This is a genomic window from Inquilinus sp. NPDC058860 (assembly GCF_042743185.1).
In the GTDB taxonomy this organism is placed as follows: domain Bacteria; phylum Pseudomonadota; class Alphaproteobacteria; order DSM-16000; family Inquilinaceae; genus Inquilinus.
Map to the genome: position 1 here is coordinate 1 of NZ_JBHYMS010000087.1, position 20,748 is coordinate 20,748.

The following is a 20,748-nucleotide window of genomic DNA, read 5'->3' on the forward strand; positions in this document are numbered from 1 at the left end:
GCCGCCTCAACCGCGCCTCATGAACCGCCGTGTACGGAACCGTACGCACGGTGGTGTGGGAGGAGGGCCGCCGTAAGGCGCCCTCCTACCCGATTCTGAAATGAGAACAAAAGAAAAACGATCCCAAGATCGGAGTCGAAAGAAGCACTCCAACTTCGGTTTTGTTCCGGAGTCAGTCGAGGAGTCTCGGCAAAGCGGCCAAAAAGCCACTGATCACAGAAAATCCATTGATTTCCCATGATTTGACCGGCTCATCCCATTGCGTTCCATCGTTGCCCATGATATCCCATGAACTCCCATCGGATGGGATCGATCGCCCGCTTCCGGGGTGAGGCGACGGGGGTGTTGGGCGGCGGACGCGCCGCTAGGGGGATGGATGGCTCGGTTCACGGGCACTTACGTCAACAAGGTCGACAGGAAGGGGCGGGTCAGCGTGCCCGCTCCCTTCCGCGCGACCTTGGAGGCGCTGGGTGCCCCGATCGTGAACCTGAAGCCCTCCCCCGACCGCCAGGCCCTGGACGGGGTGACCGAGGCCTACATGGACGAGGTCCAGCGCCGGCTCGACGCGATGGACCTGTACTCGCCGGAGCGCGAGGCCCTGGAAATCCGTGAATTCTCCGAGACGCAGCAGCTGCAGATGGATCCGGAGGGGCGGATCATCCTGCCGCGGCACATGCTGGATCTGGCGGGCATCACCGAGAGCGTCGCCTTCATGGGCATGGGCAGCCGCTTCCAGATCTGGGAGCCGGAGGCGCTGAAGGCGCATCAGCAGGCCCGGCTGGCGGCGTCGCGCGACATGACCCTGGCGCGCGCCGGCGCCAATGGAGGCGCCGTATGAGCGGCGCCCATATCCCGGTCCTGCTGAACGAGATCGTGGCGGCGGTGGCGCCGCGCAACGGCGACCTGATCGTCGACGGCACCTTCGGCCGCGGCGGCTATGCCCGAGGCCTGCTGGCGGCCGCCGACTGCCGGGTGGTCGGCATCGACCGCGACCCCGAGGCGGTGGCGGAGGGTCGCCGCCTCGAGGCCGAGCAGCCGGGCCGGTTCCGCATCGTCGAGGGCCGCTTCGGCGCCATGGACGCGCTGGTCGGCGAGCAGGCGGACGGGGTGGTGCTGGATCTCGGCGTGTCCTCGCCGCAGCTCGACGACCCGGCGCGCGGCTTCTCCTTCCGCGCCGACGGCCCGCTCGACATGCGCATGGGACGGGATGGGCAGAGCGCGGCCGACGTGGTCAACACCATGGCCGAGGACGATCTCGCCAATGTGATCTACGACTTCGGCGAAGAGCGCCTGTCGCGCCGCGTCGCCCGCGCCATCGTCGCGGCCCGCAAGGAGGCGCGGATCGAGCGGACGCTGCAGCTGGCCGAGATCGTGCGCCGGGTGGTGCCGCGGTCGAAGGACGGCATCGATCCGGCGACGCGCACCTTCCAGGCGCTGCGCCTGTGGGTGAATGATGAACTGACGGAACTCGACCACGGCTTGAGCGGGGCCGAACGCCTGCTGAGGCCCGGGGGACGGCTCGCCGTGGTCACTTTCCACAGCCTGGAGGATCGCCGCGTCAAGCGCTTCCTGGCGGAGCGCAGCGGCGCCGGCGGCGGCGTGTCGCGCCATGTCGCGGCGCCCGGCGGTGAGACCCGGGCGCCGAGCTTCCGCCTGGCAGCCAAGCGGTCGGTCACGCCGGGCGAGGCCGAGACCCGCAGCAACCCGCGCGCCCGGTCGGCGCGGCTGCGGGCGGCGATCCGGAGCGAGGCTCCGGCCTGGCCGCCAGTTGGTGACGGGGAGAGGGGGAGGGTGGCAGCATGATCCGCGTCGGCACGATGATCTGGCTCGGCCTCATCGGGGCGTCGAGCGCGTTCCTGTTCAAGACCAGCTACGAGGTGCAGTCGCTGGAAGGCGAGTTGCGCGGCCTCAACCGGTCGATCCTGCGGGAACAGGATTCGATTCGGGTGATGCATGCCGAATGGGCGTTCCTGAACCAGCCGTCGCGCTTGCAGGCGCTGACGGACCAGTTTACGAAGCTGCGCCCGATCGCGCCGACGCAGATGATCGCCAGCGCGGCGAACCTCCCGATGCCGCAGCCGTCGATCGACGGCGAGCCGATGGCGCCGACGGCGTCGCTGGTCGCCCAGGTCGATGCGCTGCCCAGCTTCGGGCCCGTGCCCGTGCCGGGCCACAGACCCGGCGAGGGCGGTGTCCTCCTTGCCGCGGCCGAGCCGATGCCCGTCCAGACTCCAGCCGCTTCGCCCCAACTCGCATCGGCCCCGGCCGCGTCCGCCGCCCCGGTGCAGATGGCCGCCGTCGAGGTCCGGCCGGCGCCTGCGGTGGCTCCGGCCGCGATGCCCGCGACCCAGTCGCCTGCCGCGACCCTGCCCGCCGTTCGCGTCGCGACGGCCGACGTCCCGATCCGGCCGGTGGTGGCGCCGCGCCGGCCCACCGCACCGCTGGAGGCCGTGGCCCAGGCCCTGGCCCCGACCCGGGCCGCCGCATCGGATGATCCGATCGGCGCCCTGCTCTCCGGCCTCGAGGCGCCACGGGGAATTCGATGACGGCCGACGCGCTGGATGGCTTTCCGACGAATGCACCGCGGCAGACGGAGCCGGCCCTTCGGCCGGCTCAACGGCTTTCCGCGGCCATCGAGACCGGCCGTCAGCGCGTCGTCATCAGCGCCCTCGTGTTCAGCCTGGCCTTCGCCGGCATCGGCCTGCGGCTGGTCGACCTGATGGCCTTCGGCAGCGATGCCGACGGCACCCTTGCCAACCGCGCCGTCTCCGCCGTAGCACCGGTCGCCGACCGGGCGGATCTGCGCGACCGCAACGGGCTGATCCTGGCCACCACGCTGCCCTCGGTGTCGCTCTACGCCGACCCGAAGCTGGTGCTGGACCCGATCGAGGCCTCGCTGCGCCTGAGCAAGGTGCTGCCCGACCTCGACCAGAACAAGCTGCTGGCCGACCTGTCGGCGGACCGCCGCTTCGTCTGGCTGAAGCGGGGCCTGACCCCGACCCAGCAATACGAGGTCAACCGGCTGGGCATCCCCGGCCTCGCCTTCCAGAACGAGGAGCGCCGCTACTACCCGGCCGGCAACCTGACCTCGCATGTCGTCGGCTTCACCAACATCGACGCGCAGGGCATCGCCGGGCTGGAGAAGGGCCTGGACGACCGGCTGCAGAGCGGCGAGTCGGTGGCGCTGTCGATCGACCTGCGGCTGCAGGAAATGGTGCGGAACGAGCTGCAGGCCACGATCACCAAATTCAAGGCCACGGCCGGCAACGTCCTGATCATGGACGCCAAGACCGGCGAGATCCTGTCCATGGTCTCGCTGCCGGATTTCAACCCCTACGACCCGACCGCCGCTTCCGAGGACGCCCTGTTCAACCGGAACACGCTCGGCGTGTACGAGATGGGCTCCACCTTCAAGATCTTTAACACGGCGATGGCGCTGGAAAGCGGCACCTCGACCCTCCAGACCACCTATGACCAGGGTCCGATCCGGGTCGGCCGCTTCACCATCCGTAATTTCCGGGCCGAGCCGCAATCCGGGCGCTGGAGCGTCTACGAGATCTTCCGCCAGTCGATGAACACCGGCTCGGTGCACATGTTCGAGGCGGCGGGGCTCGATCGGCAGAAGGAGTTCCTGGCCCGGCTCGGATTGACGAAGCCCTCGCCGCTCGAACTGCCGGAGGTCGGCGCGCCGATGGTGCCGCGGCCCTGGAGCCAGGTCAGCGGCATGACCATCTCCTACGGCCACGGCATGGCGGTCACCCCGGTGCAGCTCGTCACCGCGGTCGCCGCCGTGGTCAATGGCGGCACCCTCCACCCGCCGACCCTGTTCAAGCGCGACCCCGCCCAACCGGTGCCGGGGACGCGGGTGCTGTCGCCCGAATTGTCGCGGACGATGCGGGCGCTGATGCGCGTCGTGACCGTCAGCGGCACCGCGACCAAGGCGGAGGTTCCCGGCTATTTCGTGGGGGCCAAGACCGGCTCGGCCAACAAGGCGGTGCGCGGCGGCTACAACCGCAAGGCCGGGGTGACCGACTTCGTCGGCATCTTCCCGGCCTATGATCCGAAATATATCGTCATGACCATGCTGGAGGATGCCCAGGCGATCCCGGGTACTTACGGCTACAACACCGCCGGCTGGAACGCGGCGCCGCTGGGCGGCCAGATCATCGCCCGCATGGGGCCGATGATGGGGGTCGAGCCGAAGGACCCGAACGACCCGGCGATCCTGCAGCAGCTGGCGCTGCCTGTCGGGCCTGTCGCCGGCGGTGCCCAGCAGGCGGCGGTCGAGGAGGAATGAGCCATGCCGGGCATTCCTGAAACCACGCTCCTGCCTGCCGGCCTCAAGGGGCTGACGGCGGATTCCCGAGCGGTCCGGCCCGGCTTCCTGTTCGCGGCCCTGCCGGGCGCGCGCGCCGACGGGCGCGCCTTCATCGCCGACGCGCTGACCGCCGGTGCCGCGGCGATCCTGGCGCCGGAGGGCACGTCGCTGCCGCCGGGCGCCCGGGCCGCGCTGATCACCGATCCGAATCCGCGGCGCCGCCTGGCGCTGATGGCGGCGGAATTCTACGGCCGGCAGCCGGCCACCATCGCCGCCGTCACCGGCACCAGCGGCAAGACCTCGACCGTCAACTTCGCCCGCCAGCTCTGGACCCTCCTGGGGCATCAGGCGGCCAGCCTGGGCACGCTCGGGGTGATGGCGCCGGGGCGCGAGCGCTACGGCTCGCTGACCACGCCCGACCCGGTGGCGCTGCATGCCGAGCTGGCCGACCTGGCCGCGGCCGGGGTGACCAGGCTGGCGATGGAGGCGTCGTCGCACGGCCTCGACCAGTTCCGGCTGGACGGGGTGCGGGTGACGCTGGCCGCCTTCACCAACTTCACCCAGGACCATCTCGACTACCACGCCACCATGGAGGCCTACCTGGCGGCCAAGGCGCGGCTGTTCGACAAGGTGCTGCAGCCCGGCGGCACCGCCGTGATCAATGCCGACGTGCCGGAGGCGGCGGGGCTGATCGGCCGCACCCGCGCCGCCGGCCGCAGAGTGCTGACCCTGGGCCGCGCCGGCCGGGAGTTCCGGCTGGACCTGGCGGAGCCGCTGCCGCACGGCATCGACCTGCGCTTCACCGCCGGCGGCAGGGCGTACCGGGCGGAGCTGCCGCTGGTCGGCGGCTTCCAGGCCTACAATGTGCTGACCGCGCTGGCGCTGGTGGCGGCGGACGGCGCCGACCTCGATGCCGCCGTCGGGCTGCTGGAGCGGCTGAAGGGCATTCCGGGCCGGGTCGAGCTGGTGGCCAGCCACCCGAACGGCGCTCCGGTCTATGTCGACTACTCGCACAAGCCGGGCGCGCTGGAGACGGTGCTGAACGCCCTCAGGCCCCACACCCGCGGCGCCCTGGTCGTGGTGTTCGGCTGCGGCGGCGACCGCGACCGCGCCAAGCGCCCGCTGATGGGCGAGATCGCGGCGCGCCTGGCCGACCGCGTGATCGTCACCGACGACAACCCGCGCAGCGAGGATCCGGCCGAGATCCGTCGCCAGGTGCTGGCCGGCTGCCCCGGCGCCGCCGAGATCGGCGACCGGGCCGAGGCCATCCGCGCCGCGGTCGAGGGGCTTGGCCCCGGTGATGTCCTGGTCGTGGCCGGAAAGGGCCATGAGACCGGCCAGATTATCGGCGATGACGTGCGACCGTTCGACGATGCGGAGCAGGCGCGCGCAGCCGTGACCGATGTGAAGGGCGACCCGCGATGGAGACGAACGCCATGACCAACCCTGCGCTCTGGCCGGCCGCGGAGGCGGCCGCCGCAACCAACGGGATGCAGGTCGGGGAGTGGGCGGCGACCGGCGTCTCGATCGACAGCCGCTCGGTCGTGGCGGGCGACCTGTTCGTGGCGCTGCGCGGGCCGAACTTCGACGGCCACGACTACGTCAAGGACGCCCTGGCCAAGGGCGCCGCGGCGGTCATGGTCGACCGGGTGCCGCAAGGCGTTCCGCACGACGCGCCGCTCCTGGTGGTCGACGACACCATGGACGGGCTGACCGACCTGGCGCGCTTCGCCCGCATGCGCAGCGAGGCGCGGGTCATCGGGGTCACAGGCTCGGTCGGCAAGACCAGCACCAAGGAGGCGCTGAAGCTGGCCCTGTCGGCCACCGCGCCGGCCTATGCCTCGCAGGGCAACCTGAACAACCAGTGGGGCGCGCCGCTCAGCCTGTCGCGGATGCCGGAGCAGGTCGCCTACGGCGTGTTCGAGCTCGGCATGAACCATGCCGGCGAGATCGCGCCGCTGTCCCGCCTGGTCGAGCCGGACGTTGCCATCATCACCAATGTCGAGGCGGTGCACGCCGCGCATTTCCACTCGGTCGAGGGCATCGCCGACGCCAAGGCCGAGATCTTCCGCGGCATGGGGCCGGAGAGCACGGCGATCCTGAACCGCGACAGCCCGTTCTTCCCGCGCCTGGTCGCCCATGCCCGGACCCAGGGCGTCGGCCGGATCTGGAGCTTCGGCGAGCATGCCGAGGCCGATGCCCGGCTGGTCGACTGCTCGCTGCACACCGCGGCCAGCGCGGTCGACGCCGTGATCCTGGGCGAGCCGGCGCGCTACACCCTGTCCGCCCCGGGCAGGCACTGGGTGCTGAACAGCCTGTCGGTGCTGCTGGCGGCCAAGGCGATGGGCGCCAGCATCGCCGGCGCCGCCCGCGCCATGGGCCGGATCACGCCGCTGCGCGGCCGCGGCGCGCGCATCACCATCGAGCTGCAGCGCGGCGGCCAGGCCGGCAAGCTGCTGCTGATCGACGAGAGCTACAACGCCAGCCCGGTCTCGGTCGCCGCCGGCCTCCAGGTGCTGGGCGGGGTCGACAGCGGCCCCGACGGCCGCCGCATCGCCGTGCTCGGCGACATGCTGGAGCTCGGCCCCGACGCGCCGGCCCTGCACGCGGCGCTGAAGCAGCATGTCCTGGCCAACGACATCGATCTCGTCTTCACCTGCGGCCCGGACATGAAGCAGCTGCACGACGCCCTGCCGGAAGGCCGGCGTGGCGCCCATGCGGCCGACAGCGCCGCCCTGGCGCCGGTCCTGGCCGAGGCGGTGCGCCCGGGCGACTGCGTCATGGTCAAGGGCTCGCTCGGCAGCCGCATGGCCGTGATCGTCGAGACGCTGGAAAATCTGCACGTGGCGCGCGAGAACCGGGCCTCCCAAACCCAGCCGTCGCCGAAACGCGTCGCGAACGGCCTCTGAAAGGAACGGTCCCCCGGTGCTTCCGGCCCTCTTCGCCCCGCTCGCCGACCAGGCGCTGGTCTTCAACCTGTTCCGGTACCTGACCTTCCGGACCGGGGCCGCGGTGATGACGGCGCTCGTCATCGCCTTCGTCATCGGTCCCTCGATGATCCGGTGGCTGAAGTCGCGGCAAGGGGCGGGGCAGCCGATCCGCGAGGACGGGCCGGAGGGCCATTTCAAGAAGCGCGGCACGCCGACCATGGGCGGGCTGATGATCCTGATCGCGATCGTGGTCTCGACCCTGCTCTGGGCGGATCTGCGCAACGCCTTCGTCTGGATCACCCTGCTGGTGACGATCGGCTTCGGCCTGGTCGGGTTCGGCGACGACTACCTGAAGCTGACCAAGCGCAATCCCAAGGGCCTGTCCGGCAAGCTGAAGCTGGTAGTGCAGGGGGTGATCGCGCTGGTCGCCGTCTACTGGTATCTGCAGGTGACGCCGGAGGTGCGCGAGACCGCGGTCGCGATCCCGTTCCTCAAGGATGTCATGGTCGAGCTCGGCATCCTGTTCTTCCCCTTCGCCATGCTGGTCATGGTCGGCGCCTCGAACGCGGTGAACCTGACCGACGGGCTGGACGGCCTCGCCACCATGCCGGTGATCATCGCCGCCACCTGCTTCGGCCTGATCGCCTACCTCGCCGGCAACGTCGTGTTCGCCGGATACCTGCAGATCCACCACGCCCCGGGCGCCGGCGAGCTGGCGGTGTTCTGCGGTGCCCTGATCGGCGGCGCGCTGGGATTCCTCTGGTTCAACGCGCCCCCGGCGATGGTGTTCATGGGCGACACCGGATCGCTGTCGATGGGCGGCGCGCTCGGCGCCATCGCCATGATCACCAAGCACGAGATCGTGCTGGCCATCATCGGCGGCCTGTTCGTGCTCGAGGCGGTGTCGGTGATGGTGCAGGTCGCCAGCTTCAAGCTGACCGGCAAGCGGGTGTTCCGCATGGCGCCGCTGCACCACCATTACGAGAAGAAGGGCTGGGCCGAGCCGACCATCGTGATCCGGTTCTGGATCATCGCCGTGATCCTGGCCCTGATCGGTCTTTCGAGCCTGAAGCTGAGGTGATCGGATGATCGACCTCTCGCATCTCAAGGGCCGCAGCGTCGCCGTCCTCGGCCTCGGCAAGTCGGGCACCGCCGCGATCCGGGCGCTGAAGGCGGCGGGCGTCGAGGTCGTGGCCTGGGACGACAAGGTCGCCGGCCGCTCCTTCGCCGAGCGCGAGGGCGTGCCGGTGCGCGACTTCGCGGCCGAGGGCATGGCCGGCATCGATCTCGTGATGCTCAGCCCCGGCATCCCGCGCACCCATCCGCGGCCGCATCCGGCGGTGGCGCGGGCGCTGGAGGCCGGCTGCCGCCTGGTCGGCGACATCGACCTCCTGGCCGAGGCGCTGCCGGAGGCCGGCTTCCTCGGCGTCACCGGCACCAACGGCAAGTCGACCACCACGGCGCTGCTGCAGCACGTGTTCGAGGCGGCGGGCTTCGACTCCGAGGCCGGCGGCAATCTCGGCCCCGCCGCGCTCGGCCTCAGGCCCGTCGGCTCGGGCGGCTGGTACGTGCTCGAGGTCTCGTCCTACCAGCTCGAGACCATCACCGAGGTGCCGTGGTCGATCGGGGTCTTCATCAACATCACCCCCGACCATCTCGACCGCTATCCGGATATGGCCGGCTACGTCGCCGCCAAGCAGCGGCTGCTCGACGGCATCCGTCCGGGCGGCACCGCGGTGATCGGAGTCGACGACGACCATTCCCGCTCAGTGTTCGAGAAGACCCGGGCGCGGCCGGAGATCCGGGCGATCCCGATCTCGGCCGAGCGCGCGGTCGAGGGCGGCGTCTTCGTCCGCGATTTCGTGCTGCAGGATGCGACCGAGGGCAAGGCACGCGCGGTGCTCGACCTGCGCCAGGCGCCGGCGCTGCCGGGTGCCCATAACGGCCAGAACGCCGCCTGCGTCTGGGCCGCCGCGCGGGCCGCCGGCGTGCCGGAAGAGGTGCTGGCCGCGGCGATCCGCACTTTCCCGGGCCTGGCCCACCGGCAGCAGCTGGTCGGCACCATCGCCGGCATCCGCTTCGTCAACGACAGCAAGGGCACCAACCCCGACGCGGCGGCCAAGGCGCTCGGCTCCTACGACACGATCTACTGGATCGCCGGCGGCCGGCCCAAGGAGGGCGGGCTGGAGGCGGTCGACCCCTACCTGCCGCGGGTGCGCCAGGCCTTTCTGATCGGCGAGGGCGCGCCCAAGTTCGCCGCCCATCTCGAGGGCCGGGTGCCCTATCAGCGCTCGACCGACCTCGACGCCGCGATCGAGGCCGCCTACCGGGCCGCCAGGGCGGACGGCGTCGCCGGCGCCGTGGTGCTGCTGTCGCCGGCCTGCGCCTCCTTCGACCAGTTCGCCAATTTCGAGGCGCGGGGCGAGGCCTTCGCCGCCTCGGTCAAGGGGCTGCAGGTCCGGGTGGAGAGGGGGGAGCTGTAGATGGTGACCCTGGATCGCGCCGACAGCTCGGTCATCGGCCGCTGGTGGTGGACGGTCGACCGCTGGATGCTGCTGCTGCTCGGCATCATCATGGGCATCGGCGCGATCCTGATCCTGGCCGCCAGCCCGGCCGTCGCCCAGCGCATCAATCTCGGCGAGTTCTACTTCATCGAACGCCATGTGATGATGCTGCTGCCGGCCATCGCGCTGACCTTCCTGGTCTCGCTGATGAGCCCACCGGCGATCCGGCGCGTCTCCGCGATCGTGCTGGTCCTGTCGATGCTCGGCGTCTTCGCCACGCTGTTCGTCGGGGTCGAGATCAAGGGCGCGACCCGCTGGATCCAGCTGCCCGGCATGTCGCTGCAGCCCTCGGAATTCGTCAAGCCGGCCTTCGCCGTGGCCGCCGCCTGGCTGTTCGCGCAGCAGAAGACCCGGCCGGGATTCCCCGGCTACATCGCTTCGACCGTGCTCTACGCCCTGATCGTCCTCCTGCTGCTGTCGCAGCCGGATCTCGGCATGACCGTGGTCGTCACCGCGGTCTGGTTCATCCAGTTCTTCATCGCCGGGCTGCCGATGTTCCTGGTGGTCGGGCTGATCGGCATGGGCGCCGGCGGCCTGGTCGGCTCCTACTTCCTGTTCGAGCACGTGCGCAGCCGCATCGACCGCTTCCTCGATCCCTCGACCGGCGACAACTACCAGGTCGACCGCGCGATCGAGGCCTTCACCAATGGCGGCCTGTTCGGCACCGGCCCGGGCGAGGGCTCGGTCAAGCTGTACCTGCCGGACGCCCACGCCGATTTCATCTTCGCCGTCGGCGGCGAGGAGTTCGGCCTGTTCTTCTGCCTGCTGCTGGTGGCGCTGTTCGCCTTCATCGTCGTCCGCGGCCTGTCGCGGGTGATGAACGAGACCAACCTGTTCATCATGCTGGCGGTGGTCGGCCTCGTCACCCAGTTCGGGCTGCAGGCGGCGATCAACATGGCCTCGACCCTGCACCTGATCCCGACCAAGGGCATGACCCTGCCCTTCGTCAGCTATGGCGGCTCGTCCCTGATCGCGCTCGGCTACGGCATGGGCATGGTGCTGGCGCTGACCCGCAGGCATGCGGGAAGCGGGGGCATGCGGTGAGTGGTGCCCGTCCCATCCTGCTGGCCGCCGGCGGCACCGGCGGCCATGTCTTCCCGGCGGAGGCGCTGGCGCGGACGCTGATCGCCCGCGGCCACGCCGTGCGCCTGGCGACCGACCCGCGCGGCCGCGCCTTCGGCGACCGGCTGCCCGAGGTGCCGGTCGATGCGGTCCGCTCCGCCACCGTGGCGCCCGGGCTGCTCGGCAAGCTGAAGACCGCGACCCTGCTCGGCCTCGGCTATCTCGACGCAAGCGGCGTGCTGCGCCGGCACCGGCCCGCCGCCGTGGTCGGCTTCGGCGGCTATCCCTCGGCCCCGACCGTGCTGGCCGCGTCGCGTGCCGGCATCCCGGTGCTGCTGCACGAGCAGAACGCGCTGCTGGGCCGGGTCAACCGCTGGCTGGCCGGCCGCGCCGCCGCCATCGCCACCGGCTTTCCGCTGCAGTCGGCAGGCCAGGAAACCCGGCGAGTCGAGGTCACCGGCAACCCGGTCCGTCCGGCGATCGCAGCCAAGGCCGACGCGCCCTATCCGGCGCCGGCGGAGGAGGGCAGGCTGACCCTGCTGGTGATCGGCGGCAGCCAGGGCGCACGGGTGTTCAGCGAGCTGATCCCGGCCGCGGTGGCGCTGCTGCCGGAGGCGCTGCGAGGCCGCCTCTCGATCGTGCAGCAGTGCCGGCCCGAGGACATCGAGGCCTGCCGCGGCCGCTACGCCGCGATCGGCGCCGACGCCACGCTGTCGACCTTCTTCGACGACGTGCCGGAGCGGCTGGCCGCGGCCCAGCTGGTGATCTGCCGCTCCGGCGCCTCGACCGCGGCGGAGCTCGGCGTCATCGGCCGCCCCGCCATCCTGGTGCCCTATCCCTTCGCCATGGACGACCACCAGACCGCCAATGCCAGGGCCATCGCGGCCTCGGGCGGGGGGTGGCTGATGCCGCAGTCGGATCTCACTCCGGAAGTGCTGGCATCGCGTCTCGAACACCTGTACACCCGCCCCTCCGTTCTGGTGGAAGCCGCCGGCGCCGCGCGCGCCGCAGCCCATCCGGATGCCGCCGACCGACTCGCCGATCTCGTCCTCGCCCTTGCCGGGCAGGAGGCGGGCCTTCGCGCGTCGGGCGCAACTGGAGCTTAAGTTAGGAGGTCCGCCGATGAGGCAGATGCCGCTCGACATTGGGATGATCCACTTCGTGGGGATCGGCGGCATCGGCATGAGCGGGATCGCCGAGATCCTGCACAATCTCGGCTATTCGGTACAGGGCACCGACGTGGCCGAGAGCGCCAATGTCCTGCGCCTGCGCAAGGCCGGCATCGATGTCAAGATCGGCCATGCCGCGGCCCATCTCGGCGACGCCGCGGTGGTCGTCATCTCGTCGGCGGTGAAGAGCGACAACCCGGAGGTCAAGGCCGCCCGCGCCGCCCTGATCCCGGTGGTGCGCCGGGCCGAGATGCTGGCCGAGCTGATGCGGCTGAAATGGTCGATCGCGATCGGCGGCACCCACGGCAAGACCACCACCACCAGCCTGGTGGCGGCGATGATCGACGGCGCCGGCATGGATCCGACTGTCATCAACGGCGGCATCATCAACGCCTATGGCACCAACGCCCGGCTCGGCCAGGGCGACTGGATGGTGGTCGAGGCCGACGAGAGCGACGGCACCTTCACCCGGCTGCCGGCGACCATCGTCGTGGTCACCAACATCGACCCCGAGCATCTCGACTTCTACGGCGATTTCGACTCGGTGAAGGCGGCGTTCGAGCAGTTCGTCACCAACACGCCGTTCTACGGCTTCGCCGTCCTCTGCATCGACCATCCGGAGGTGCAGGCGCTGATCTCGCGGGTCACCGACCGGCGCATCGTCACCTACGGATTCAGTCCGCAGGCCGACGTCCGCGCGGTCGATTTTTCGATCGAGACGCGCGGCTCGCGGTTCACCGCCGTGCTCCAGGACCGGCAGTCCGGAAAAAGCCGTCTGATACGCGATATTGTGTTGCCAATGCTCGGGCAACACAATATCCAGAATGCATTGGCCGCTATCGCCGTGGCCCATGAGATGGGAATGGACGACGGGCAGATCATCGAAACGCTTGCGCGCTTCAGCGGTGTGAAGCGCCGGTTCACCAAGACCGGCGAGTCGGGCGGTGTGACGGTGATCGACGATTACGGCCACCATCCGGTGGAGATTTCGGCGGTGCTCAAGGCGGCCCGGGCCGCGGCCCAGAAGCACAAGGTGATCGCCGTGGTGCAGCCGCACCGCTACAGCCGCCTGGCCAGCCTGTTCAAGGAATTCTGCACCTGCTTCAACGACGCCGACATCGTCGTGGTCGCGGATGTCTACGCCGCCGGCGAGGCGCCGGTCGAAGGCGCCACCCGCTCGGCCCTGGTCGAAGGGCTGCGCGACAGCGGCCACCGTCGCGTGATCCCGCTGCCGGGGCCGGAAGCGCTGCCGCAGCTCGCCTACGACCTGGCCCAGCCGGGCGACTTCGTGGTCTGCCTCGGTGCCGGCAACATCACCGCCTGGGCCAACGCCCTGCCCGTCGAACTCGACGCGCTGCGCGCGAAGGCGGGCCGATGATTAGCCTGCATTTCTCGCCCCCCTTGCGCCCTGCGCCGGTTCAACCTGCCGACAGGGCAGGAGGACGGCGCAGCGCGATGCAGCGCATCGCGCAAGCCGTTCGACGCACCATGTCGGCAGGTTCAACCGGCCCGAAGGGTCGCGTTGCGGCGGCCGCCTGCGGGCGCGGGCCGCTCGACCGTATGGCCCGATACGCTCTTCGCGGCCCGCGCCCTCATTCGACTCCCCGCAACGCGACGCAGGGCGCAAGGGGGACGAGAGATGCAGGCTAGGTCGGTTGCAGTCCTCTACGGCGGCTGGTCGGCGGAGCGCGAGGTCAGCCTCGTCTCCGGCAAGGCCGTCGCCGTGGCGCTGCGCGGCCGCGGCCACCGGGTCGAGCTGATCGACGTCGGCCGCGACCTCGACGCGCTGCTGCGCGCCCTGCGGCCGGCGCCGGACGTGGTGTTCAATGCCCTGCACGGCAAGGGCGGCGAGGACGGCACGATCCAGGGCGTGCTCGACATGCTGGGCCTGCCCTACACCCATTCCGGCGTGCGGCCCTCGGCGATCGCCATGTCCAAGCCGGCGACCAAGCAGGTGGTCGGCGCGGTCGGCATCCGCACCGCCCGCGGCGTGGTCGCGCCGCCGCAGCAGGTGGTCGAGCGCCACCTGCTGGAGCCGCCCTATGTGGTCAAGCCGGCCGCCGAGGGCTCCAGCGTCGGCGTCCGCATCGTCCGCGCCAACGACAACGCGCCGTCGATCGACCTGGCCGCCTGGGGCTACGGCGACGCGCTGGTCGAGGAATACATCTCCGGCCGCGAGCTGACCGTCGGCGTGATGGGCGACCGCGCCCTGACCGTGACCGAGATCGCGCACACCCACGCCTTCTTCGACTACGACGCGAAATACACCGAGGGCCACGCCGTCCACACCCTGCCGGCGCAGGTGCCGGACGTCGTCTCCGCCGAGGCCATGCGCCTGGCGCTGCTGGCGCACCGGACGCTCGGCTGCCGCGGCATCAGCCGCACCGATTTCCGCTGGGACGACACCCGGCCGGGCACGGAAGGGCTCTACTTCCTCGAGATCAACACCCAGCCGGGCTTCACCCCGATCTCGCTGGTGCCGGAGCAGGCCAAATACGTCGGCGTCGACTTCGCCGATCTGTGCGAATGGCTGCTGGAGGATGCCGCATGCGGCCGCTGAGCGCCGAGCCCGACTCCGCGCGCCGGCGCGGCAGCGGCGGCACCTCGGTGCGCCGCAAGCCGATGGCCCGGCGCCAGGCGGCGGCGCTGCGCCTCGGCGGACTGGCGCTGGGCGGCATCGCCGTGTTCGGCCTGCTGGCCGCGCTGTGGACCAGCGGCACGCTGACCGCCGCCGGGCGCGGCATCCATGGCGCCGTGATGGGGCTGACCGTGGCGGCCGGCTTCTCGGTGCAGGAGGTGCTGGTCGAAGGCCGGCGCTCGGTCGATGGCGGCGTGATCATGGCGGCGCTCGGCGTCGGCCGCGGCGACCCGATCTTCGACCTCGAGCCGGATGCGGCCCAGGCCAAGTTGCTGGACATCCCCTGGATCAGGTCGGCCAGCGTCGAGCGCCGGCTGCCCGATACCGTCTTCGTGCGGATCGAGGAACGGATGCCGCTGGCGCTGTGGCAGAACAACCAGAGCTTCAGCCTGATCGACCGCGCGGGCCACGTCCTGCCGGTGCCGTCGGTGGCCGACTATCCGGACCTGCCGATGGTGGTCGGCGGCGATGCGGCCGCGACCGCGGCGACGCTGATCGACGCCCTGTCGAAGACGCCGGACATCGCCCGCCGGATCCGCTCGGCCATGCGGGTCGGCGGACGGCGCTGGGACCTGGTGCTCGACAACCACGTCACCGTGAAGCTGCCGGACGGCGACGTCGCCCCGGCCCTGGCCCGGCTGGACGAGGCGCAGCGCAAGGATTCGGTGCTGGACCGCGACATCGTGGCGATCGATCTGCGCCTGGGCGACCGCATGGTGATCCAGCTCACCCCCGCGGCGGCCGCCCAGCGCGCGCCGACCAAGGACAAGTCGTGATGGGCGGCGCGGATGGCTCTCATGGGATTTAACGCGATGCGCCGCCCCCGCACCCGCGCCAGGGGCTCGATCGTCGCCGCGGTCGATCTCGGCACGACCAAGGTCGTGTGCTTCATCGCGCGCATGGCCGACGAGGGCAAGGCCCAGGTGATCGGCATCGGCCACCAGGCCAGCCGCGGCGTCCGCGCCGGCGCGATCGTCGAGCTCGATGCGGCGGAGAAGACCATCGCCCTGGCGGTCCAGGCTGCGGAGCAGATGGCCGGCGAGACCGTCAACGAGGTGATCGTCAACCTCTCCGGCGGCCATCCGGCGTCGCAGAGCCTGTCGCTCCAGGTCCCGGTCGGCGGCCGCGAGGTCACCGACAACGACCTGCGCCGCGCCGCCCGCGCCTTCAACGGCAGCGTCGCCACCGACGCCGAGGTGATCCACGCCGTGCCGATCAGCTACGGCCTCGACGAGGTGCGCGGCGTGCGCGACCCGCGCGGCATGGTCGGCGAGTCCCTGAGCATCGACCTGCACCTGATCACCGCCAACACCGGCGCGGTGCGCAACCTGACCGCTTGTGTCAACCGGGCCCATCTCGAGGTCGAGAGCGTCATCCTCTCGCCCTACGCCTCGGGCCTGGCCTGCCTGGTGCCGGACGAGCGCGATCTGGGCTGCACCGTGATCGACATGGGCGGCGGCACCACCTCGCTCGCCGTGTTCATCGAGGGCCGGCTGGTCTTCGCCGACTGCCTGCCGGTGGGCGGCGCCCATGTCACCAACGACATCGCCCGCGGCCTGACCACGCCGGTCGTGCATGCCGAGCGGATGAAGACCCTCTACGGCTCGGCCCTGCCGTCGGTGGCCGACGACCGCGAAGTGATCGACGTGCCGCAGGTCGGCGAGGAGGAGGACAGCCAGCCGACCCATGTGCCGAAGAGCCTGCTCACCGGGATCATCCAGCCGCGGATGGAGGAGATCTTCGAGATGGTGCGCTCGCGGCTCGAGGCCAGCGGCTTCGACAAGGCCTTCGGCCGCCGCGTGGTGCTGACCGGCGGCGGCTCGCAGCTGCAGGGCGCGCGCGAGCTGGCGCAGCTGGTGCTGGACAAGCAGGTCCGCATGGGCCGCCCGCTGGGCCTCGACGGCCTGGCCGAGGCGACGGCGGGGCCGAGCTTTTCGACGGCGACGGGCCTCCTGGCCTACGCCATTTCGGGGCCTGCCGACCTGGTCGGCTCGGGCCCGGGGCTGGAGGAGACCGGCGCCTCGGGCGGCGGCTTCCTCGGCCGGATCGGAGGGTGGTTCCGTGACAACCTCTGACACTGATCAAAGACCAGTCAACCCGGCACGCCTGGCCATCCGAGGCGATGCCGGGAGCACGGATCGGTCGGATGGAAGCGGACAGGGTGAATAGGGGACAGTAGGGGAGCATCGACATGATCAATCTCAGCATCCCGCAGGGCGATGTCAGCCTCCAGCCGCGGATCACCGTGGTTGGCGTCGGCGGCGCCGGCGGCAATGCCGTCAACAACATGATCCGGGCCAACCTGGCCGGGGTCGAGTTCGTTGTGGCCAACACCGACGCGCAGGCGCTGGCCGGCTCGGCGGCACAGAAGCGGATCCAGCTCGGCGCCGGGCTGACCCAGGGCCTCGGCGCCGGGTCGCGGCCGGACATCGGCCGGGCCTCGGCCGAGGAGGCGATGGAGCACATCGTCGCCCATCTCGAAGGCGCGCACATGGTGTTCATCACCGCCGGCATGGGCGGCGGCACCGGCACCGGCGCCGCGCCCGTGATCGCCCGCGCGGCGCGCGAGCAGGGCATACTGACCGTCGGCGTGGTGACCAAGCCCTTCCACTTCGAGGGCGCACACCGCATGCGCATGGCCGAGCAGGGGCTGCAGGAGCTGCAGCAGTATGTCGACACCCTGATCATCATCCCGAACCAGAACCTGTTCCGTATCGCCAACGAGAAGACGACCTTCGCGGACGCCTTTCGGATGGCGGACGAGGTGCTGCATTCGGGCGTGCGCGGCGTCACCGACCTGATGGTGCAGCCGGGCCTGATCAATCTCGACTTCGCCGACATCCGCACGGTGATGGCCGAGATGGGCAAGGCGATGATGGGCACCGGCGAGGCCGAGGGCGAGCGCCGCTCGATCAGCGCCGCCGAGGCCGCGATCTCGAACCCGCTGCTCGACGACATCTCGATGAAGGGGGCCAAGGGCGTCCTGATCAACATCACGGGCGGCCTCGACATGACCCTGTACGAGGTCGACGAGGCGACCAACCGCATCCGCGACGAGGTCGACCCCGACGCCAACATCATCTTCGGCTCGACCTTCGACGAGAGCATGGAAGGCAAGGTCCGGGTGTCGGTCGTCGCCACCGGCATCGACATGGCGATCAACCAGGCGCAGCGGCCGCAGACCTACAGCACCACCACGCTGCCCGGTGCCGATCGCGCCAAGCCGCAGCAGCCGGCGGTCGCCCCGGCGGCGCCGCAGCCGATGATGCCGGCCCGCCCGGCGGCGGTGACGCCGCAGCGCTTCGCCATGGCCCAGCCGGCGCCGAAGCCGGCTGCCCCGGCCCCGGTCGAGCCGCAGGCTCCGGCCGCCCCGGTCGAGGCGGCGCCGGAGCCGGACTATGCGGCCGAGGACCAGGCCGAGCCGGCGGTGGCCGAGGTGCAGGAGCCGGCGGTCCAGCCGGCCGCGGCCCGGGCCCCGTCGATGTCGGCCGGCGCGCGTCCCGGCTTCATGGCGCCGCGACCGGCCCCGATGGCCGCCCCGCAGCCGGCGGCGGCACAGCGCCCGGTCGATGCGGCCCCGGCCGCCCCGGCCGAAGGCCGCAAGAAGCTGGGCCTGTTCCGGCGGGTGACCGGCCTGCTGCGGGAGGAGGAGCAGCCGCAGCCGGAGGCGCATCACGAGCCGACGCTGCGGCAGGAGGCGGCGCCGCGCGCCGCCGCCGAGCCGCCGCGGGCCCCCGAGGCACCGCGCCCGGTGGCGCAGCAGCGCCTGGCGATCGATGCCGGCCGCGCCCCGCTGCCGCGCAGCGACGAGGACGCGCTCGACATCCCGGCCTTCCTTCGCCGCCAGGCGAACTGAGGCCGGTTCGTTCCACCGCTTCCACCGGCCGCACGCTCCCCTCGCGGCCGGTGGGATTTTTCTGTGCCTCGGCCGCCCGCTCTCCACGGGCGGCCTTTTTCTATGCCGCGGTCGCAGTCAGAGCGCTGGCAGGTAACAGTCCGTTACGGGGTGGTCGGGCAGAAGCGCAGCACTAACAGCGCTGGAGGTGGTGGCGGCTAGGGGCCAGCTAGGTGCTGGCCCGCCGACACCGCGCAGATTGACCTCGACCCAGCGCGTCGCATCCGGTCCAAAATCGAAGCTCGGCCCGATGATGCAGATCTCCGAATCGCCACGGTCGGAGCGCATCTCCTGCGGGTCGCGCGGGTCGACCTCGATCCGGTCGTTGATGCATGTGACATAGGTCGTCATGGCCAGCACGCTGCCGGAGCCAGCAAGGTGATGACAAAGCGGGTCGCGCGCATCGGACTTCCCTTCCTCTGCTCCGGTGTATGCGTCCGGCCGCCGCCGTGGTCTTTTCAAAAACCGGGCGCCCGTTTCGGCAGCCGAGCCGGCAATCGCCTCCGCCGATTCGCTATTGCGGCAGCTTGACCATCAACAAGCCACCCGCATTAAGAATCTCAAAAATTCCAGGGCGTCATTAAATCTCCCCCTCCTTCCCCTCACGACCAGAATCGATCTAGTTCCATTTTTTTTGTTGATCAATATTGTATCTGAATTTTTATTATCCTCGCTCATCGAAACTGAAACTATATCATTATACAATATCCAAACATGCTCTTCATTTTCAACAGAGCATAGGCCTTTTCTTGTGATTATTATGTTGGACTTTTCCTCGTTTCCGTTTGAATAAACTCCTATCATCTCATCTTTAATTTCCCCAACAATTCCTCTTAATTTCATACTCAAATCTGACAGACCCATCCGCTTGTAAGATGGCAACTTCTGTAGGATTCTGTGGGATGCGACGTCAGCGCTAATAGCCATAGACATGCCTTATCTTTCTTAATCAAGAGGGATGCTGATGGTATCCAGACCACCTTGGGTTGTGAGGCCGTACCTTCTTGATAATACATCATATAGTCTCTCATTCGCTAGGGATCCCTGAATATTGAGAGTGCTGGCGCCATTAGCGCGAGCAAGGTTCTGCAAATTCCCGACGATCTCGGTTGAATTTCTGATTGTTCCTTGAATCATATCAATACGAACGGTAGCGACTCCGTTTTCAACAGTTAACGTGCCGCTTAACTTGTCGATAGATCCAACAATCCCCAGATCCTCAACAGTTAAATCTCGGGTGAAATTTAGCGAAGTTTCCGTTTCTTCCGAAGCGTTTGGGTTTTTCCTAGCTTTCTGACCTATGATCCGCGCAGCGCCCGGCAGTCTTGAAGCCAGAATTGCTCCCTGAACAACATCGGCGATGTCTGATACAACCTCTCCGCGATTGTTAACAGCCGAATCCATATGAGCTTCGAGCTGCACATCGTGTATTCGCTGGCGCTCTTCACGGCTATCATATGGCCCCCCGCGCAATCCCTGCTCGCGCTGTGATCTGAAGAAGTCCTTGTCAGCCGTTTTCGGGTTCTCTCTTACCGGCATATGCCCCGATGGATCACTCTTATTAATCGGATCATTGTCTGAGTACGCATATCGATTGGTCCCCACGCCGGGCATTGTCGGATCCCACCAATCGGGCGAAATGAAGCGAACTGGCTGTGGTCGCACAGTCGAGCCGGAGTCAGCCTGAGTTCGCAGTCCGAGCGGTGCAGCGGCCCAGGCGTTGGAGCCTCCGACTCCGACGACGAAGAGCAGAGCAATCGCCAACAATGATCTAGCGAGCCCTCTCCCAATAGCTTGGATCATAGATACCCCCGTCTGTGGACTTGAAATGCGATCAGTTAATCCAACGCAATCTCTCGCCAGCCGAGTGCGTGCGCCTTGGCGAACGCATCCTGGTTGGCGCGGTACAGTTCAACAGCGTAGCCACGCTTGTCGGCCGGAAGGTCCTTCTGGTTTGGATATGGTCGCAGGATATCCCTCTGCAGAAGCCGTCCGTAAGCGGTTCCCTTCTTGGCCAGCGCATAGACATCGGCCGAGGAATTCGGTGACAGTGCACTTAATGAATTCGGCGGCAGGGCTGGACTGCACCCCTGACATGAGACACGATAAATAGAGACAGGTCAGTTTGGTGATGCCATTGCAGCAGGGGCGCGCCCCTGCTGCAATGGCGGC

At 69.4% G+C, this 20,748-nt stretch carries 18 protein-coding genes; 15 read left to right on the top strand and 3 right to left on the bottom strand.

Translation table 11 applies throughout. The annotated features are described in order from the left end of the window. The first annotated feature begins 376 nt into the window (after positions 1 to 376). From ACFW16_RS33960 to ftsZ, 15 genes are all read left to right on the top strand, one after another. The gene (locus ACFW16_RS33960) at positions 377 to 838 is read left to right on the top strand and encodes a division/cell wall cluster transcriptional repressor MraZ (protein ID WP_380313529.1); all 462 of its coding nucleotides are present in this window, start codon (positions 377 to 379) and stop codon (positions 836 to 838) included. Continuing rightward, entirely contained in the window at positions 835 to 1,803 is a 969-nt protein-coding gene (gene rsmH, locus ACFW16_RS33965) for a 16S rRNA (cytosine(1402)-N(4))-methyltransferase RsmH (RefSeq protein ID WP_380313530.1), read from the top strand. The genes ACFW16_RS33960 and rsmH overlap by 4 nt, the downstream gene beginning before the upstream one ends. Next, the gene (locus tag ACFW16_RS33970) at positions 1,800 to 2,546 is read left to right on the top strand and encodes a hypothetical protein (protein ID WP_380313531.1); all 747 of its coding nucleotides are present in this window, start codon (positions 1,800 to 1,802) and stop codon (positions 2,544 to 2,546) included. The genes rsmH and ACFW16_RS33970 overlap by 4 nt, the downstream gene beginning before the upstream one ends. Further along, the gene (locus ACFW16_RS33975; RefSeq protein ID WP_380313532.1) at positions 2,543 to 4,297 is read left to right on the top strand and encodes a peptidoglycan D,D-transpeptidase FtsI family protein; all 1,755 of its coding nucleotides are present in this window, start codon (positions 2,543 to 2,545) and stop codon (positions 4,295 to 4,297) included. Before ACFW16_RS33970 ends, ACFW16_RS33975 begins: the two co-directional genes overlap by 4 nt. 3 nt (positions 4,298 to 4,300) lie before the next feature. Beyond that, positions 4,301 to 5,758 carry a UDP-N-acetylmuramoyl-L-alanyl-D-glutamate--2,6-diaminopimelate ligase gene (locus ACFW16_RS33980; protein WP_380313533.1) on the top strand — a complete coding sequence of 486 codons (1,458 nt, stop codon included), beginning with the start codon at positions 4,301 to 4,303 and terminating at the stop codon, positions 5,756 to 5,758. Then, positions 5,755 to 7,227: a UDP-N-acetylmuramoylalanyl-D-glutamyl-2,6-diaminopimelate--D-alanyl-D-alanine ligase gene (locus ACFW16_RS33985; RefSeq protein WP_380313534.1), complete on the top strand. Its 1,473-nt coding sequence runs from the start codon at positions 5,755 to 5,757 to the stop codon at positions 7,225 to 7,227. Before ACFW16_RS33980 ends, ACFW16_RS33985 begins: the two co-directional genes overlap by 4 nt. A 16-nt stretch (positions 7,228 to 7,243) precedes the next feature. Then, positions 7,244 to 8,329, top strand: a complete 1,086-nt coding sequence (gene mraY / locus ACFW16_RS33990; protein WP_380313535.1) for a phospho-N-acetylmuramoyl-pentapeptide-transferase — start codon at positions 7,244 to 7,246, stop codon at positions 8,327 to 8,329. A gap of 4 nt (positions 8,330 to 8,333) precedes the next feature. After that, positions 8,334 to 9,731: a UDP-N-acetylmuramoyl-L-alanine--D-glutamate ligase gene (gene murD / locus ACFW16_RS33995; protein ID WP_380313536.1), complete on the top strand. Its 1,398-nt coding sequence runs from the start codon at positions 8,334 to 8,336 to the stop codon at positions 9,729 to 9,731. Then, positions 9,732 to 10,856 (top strand): FtsW/RodA/SpoVE family cell cycle protein, encoded by a 1,125-nt coding sequence (locus ACFW16_RS34000; RefSeq protein ID WP_380313537.1) that lies wholly within the window; start codon positions 9,732 to 9,734, stop codon positions 10,854 to 10,856. It begins immediately after the preceding gene. Next, entirely contained in the window at positions 10,853 to 11,980 is a 1,128-nt protein-coding gene (murG, locus tag ACFW16_RS34005; protein WP_380313538.1) for an undecaprenyldiphospho-muramoylpentapeptide beta-N-acetylglucosaminyltransferase, read from the top strand. Before ACFW16_RS34000 ends, murG begins: the two co-directional genes overlap by 4 nt. A gap of 16 nt (positions 11,981 to 11,996) precedes the next feature. Continuing rightward, positions 11,997 to 13,421 carry a UDP-N-acetylmuramate--L-alanine ligase gene (gene murC / locus ACFW16_RS34010; protein ID WP_380313539.1) on the top strand — a complete coding sequence of 475 codons (1,425 nt, stop codon included), beginning with the start codon at positions 11,997 to 11,999 and terminating at the stop codon, positions 13,419 to 13,421. A 261-nt stretch (positions 13,422 to 13,682) separates the two neighbouring features. Continuing rightward, positions 13,683 to 14,603 carry a D-alanine--D-alanine ligase gene (locus tag ACFW16_RS34015; RefSeq protein WP_380313540.1) on the top strand — a complete coding sequence of 307 codons (921 nt, stop codon included), beginning with the start codon at positions 13,683 to 13,685 and terminating at the stop codon, positions 14,601 to 14,603. Further along, a complete protein-coding gene (locus ACFW16_RS34020) occupies positions 14,591 to 15,457 on the top strand; it encodes a cell division protein FtsQ/DivIB (protein ID WP_380313541.1) in 867 nt (288 codons plus the stop codon). The genes ACFW16_RS34015 and ACFW16_RS34020 overlap by 13 nt, the downstream gene beginning before the upstream one ends. Before the next feature lie 36 nt (positions 15,458 to 15,493). Then, the gene (gene ftsA / locus ACFW16_RS34025; RefSeq protein ID WP_380313542.1) at positions 15,494 to 16,756 is read left to right on the top strand and encodes a cell division protein FtsA; all 1,263 of its coding nucleotides are present in this window, start codon (positions 15,494 to 15,496) and stop codon (positions 16,754 to 16,756) included. Positions 16,757 to 16,872: 116 nt separating this feature from the next. Next, positions 16,873 to 18,537 carry a cell division protein FtsZ gene (gene ftsZ / locus ACFW16_RS34030; RefSeq protein WP_380313543.1) on the top strand — a complete coding sequence of 555 codons (1,665 nt, stop codon included), beginning with the start codon at positions 16,873 to 16,875 and terminating at the stop codon, positions 18,535 to 18,537. Positions 18,538 to 18,654: 117 nt separating this feature from the next. On the opposite strand, the gene ACFW16_RS34035 is transcribed toward ftsZ, so the two are convergent. The 3 genes from ACFW16_RS34035 to ACFW16_RS34045 form a co-directional block, all read right to left on the bottom strand. Further along, positions 18,655 to 18,927: a hypothetical protein gene (locus tag ACFW16_RS34035; protein WP_380313544.1), complete on the bottom strand. Its 273-nt coding sequence runs from the start codon at positions 18,925 to 18,927 to the stop codon at positions 18,655 to 18,657. A gap of 183 nt (positions 18,928 to 19,110) precedes the next feature. Next, positions 19,111 to 19,458 carry a hypothetical protein gene (locus ACFW16_RS34040; RefSeq protein ID WP_380313545.1) on the bottom strand — a complete coding sequence of 116 codons (348 nt, stop codon included), beginning with the start codon at positions 19,456 to 19,458 and terminating at the stop codon, positions 19,111 to 19,113. Between the two features lie 63 nt (positions 19,459 to 19,521). Further along, positions 19,522 to 20,190 (bottom strand): hypothetical protein, encoded by a 669-nt coding sequence (locus ACFW16_RS34045; protein WP_380313546.1) that lies wholly within the window; start codon positions 20,188 to 20,190, stop codon positions 19,522 to 19,524. Positions 20,191 to 20,748: the final 558 nt, after the last annotated feature.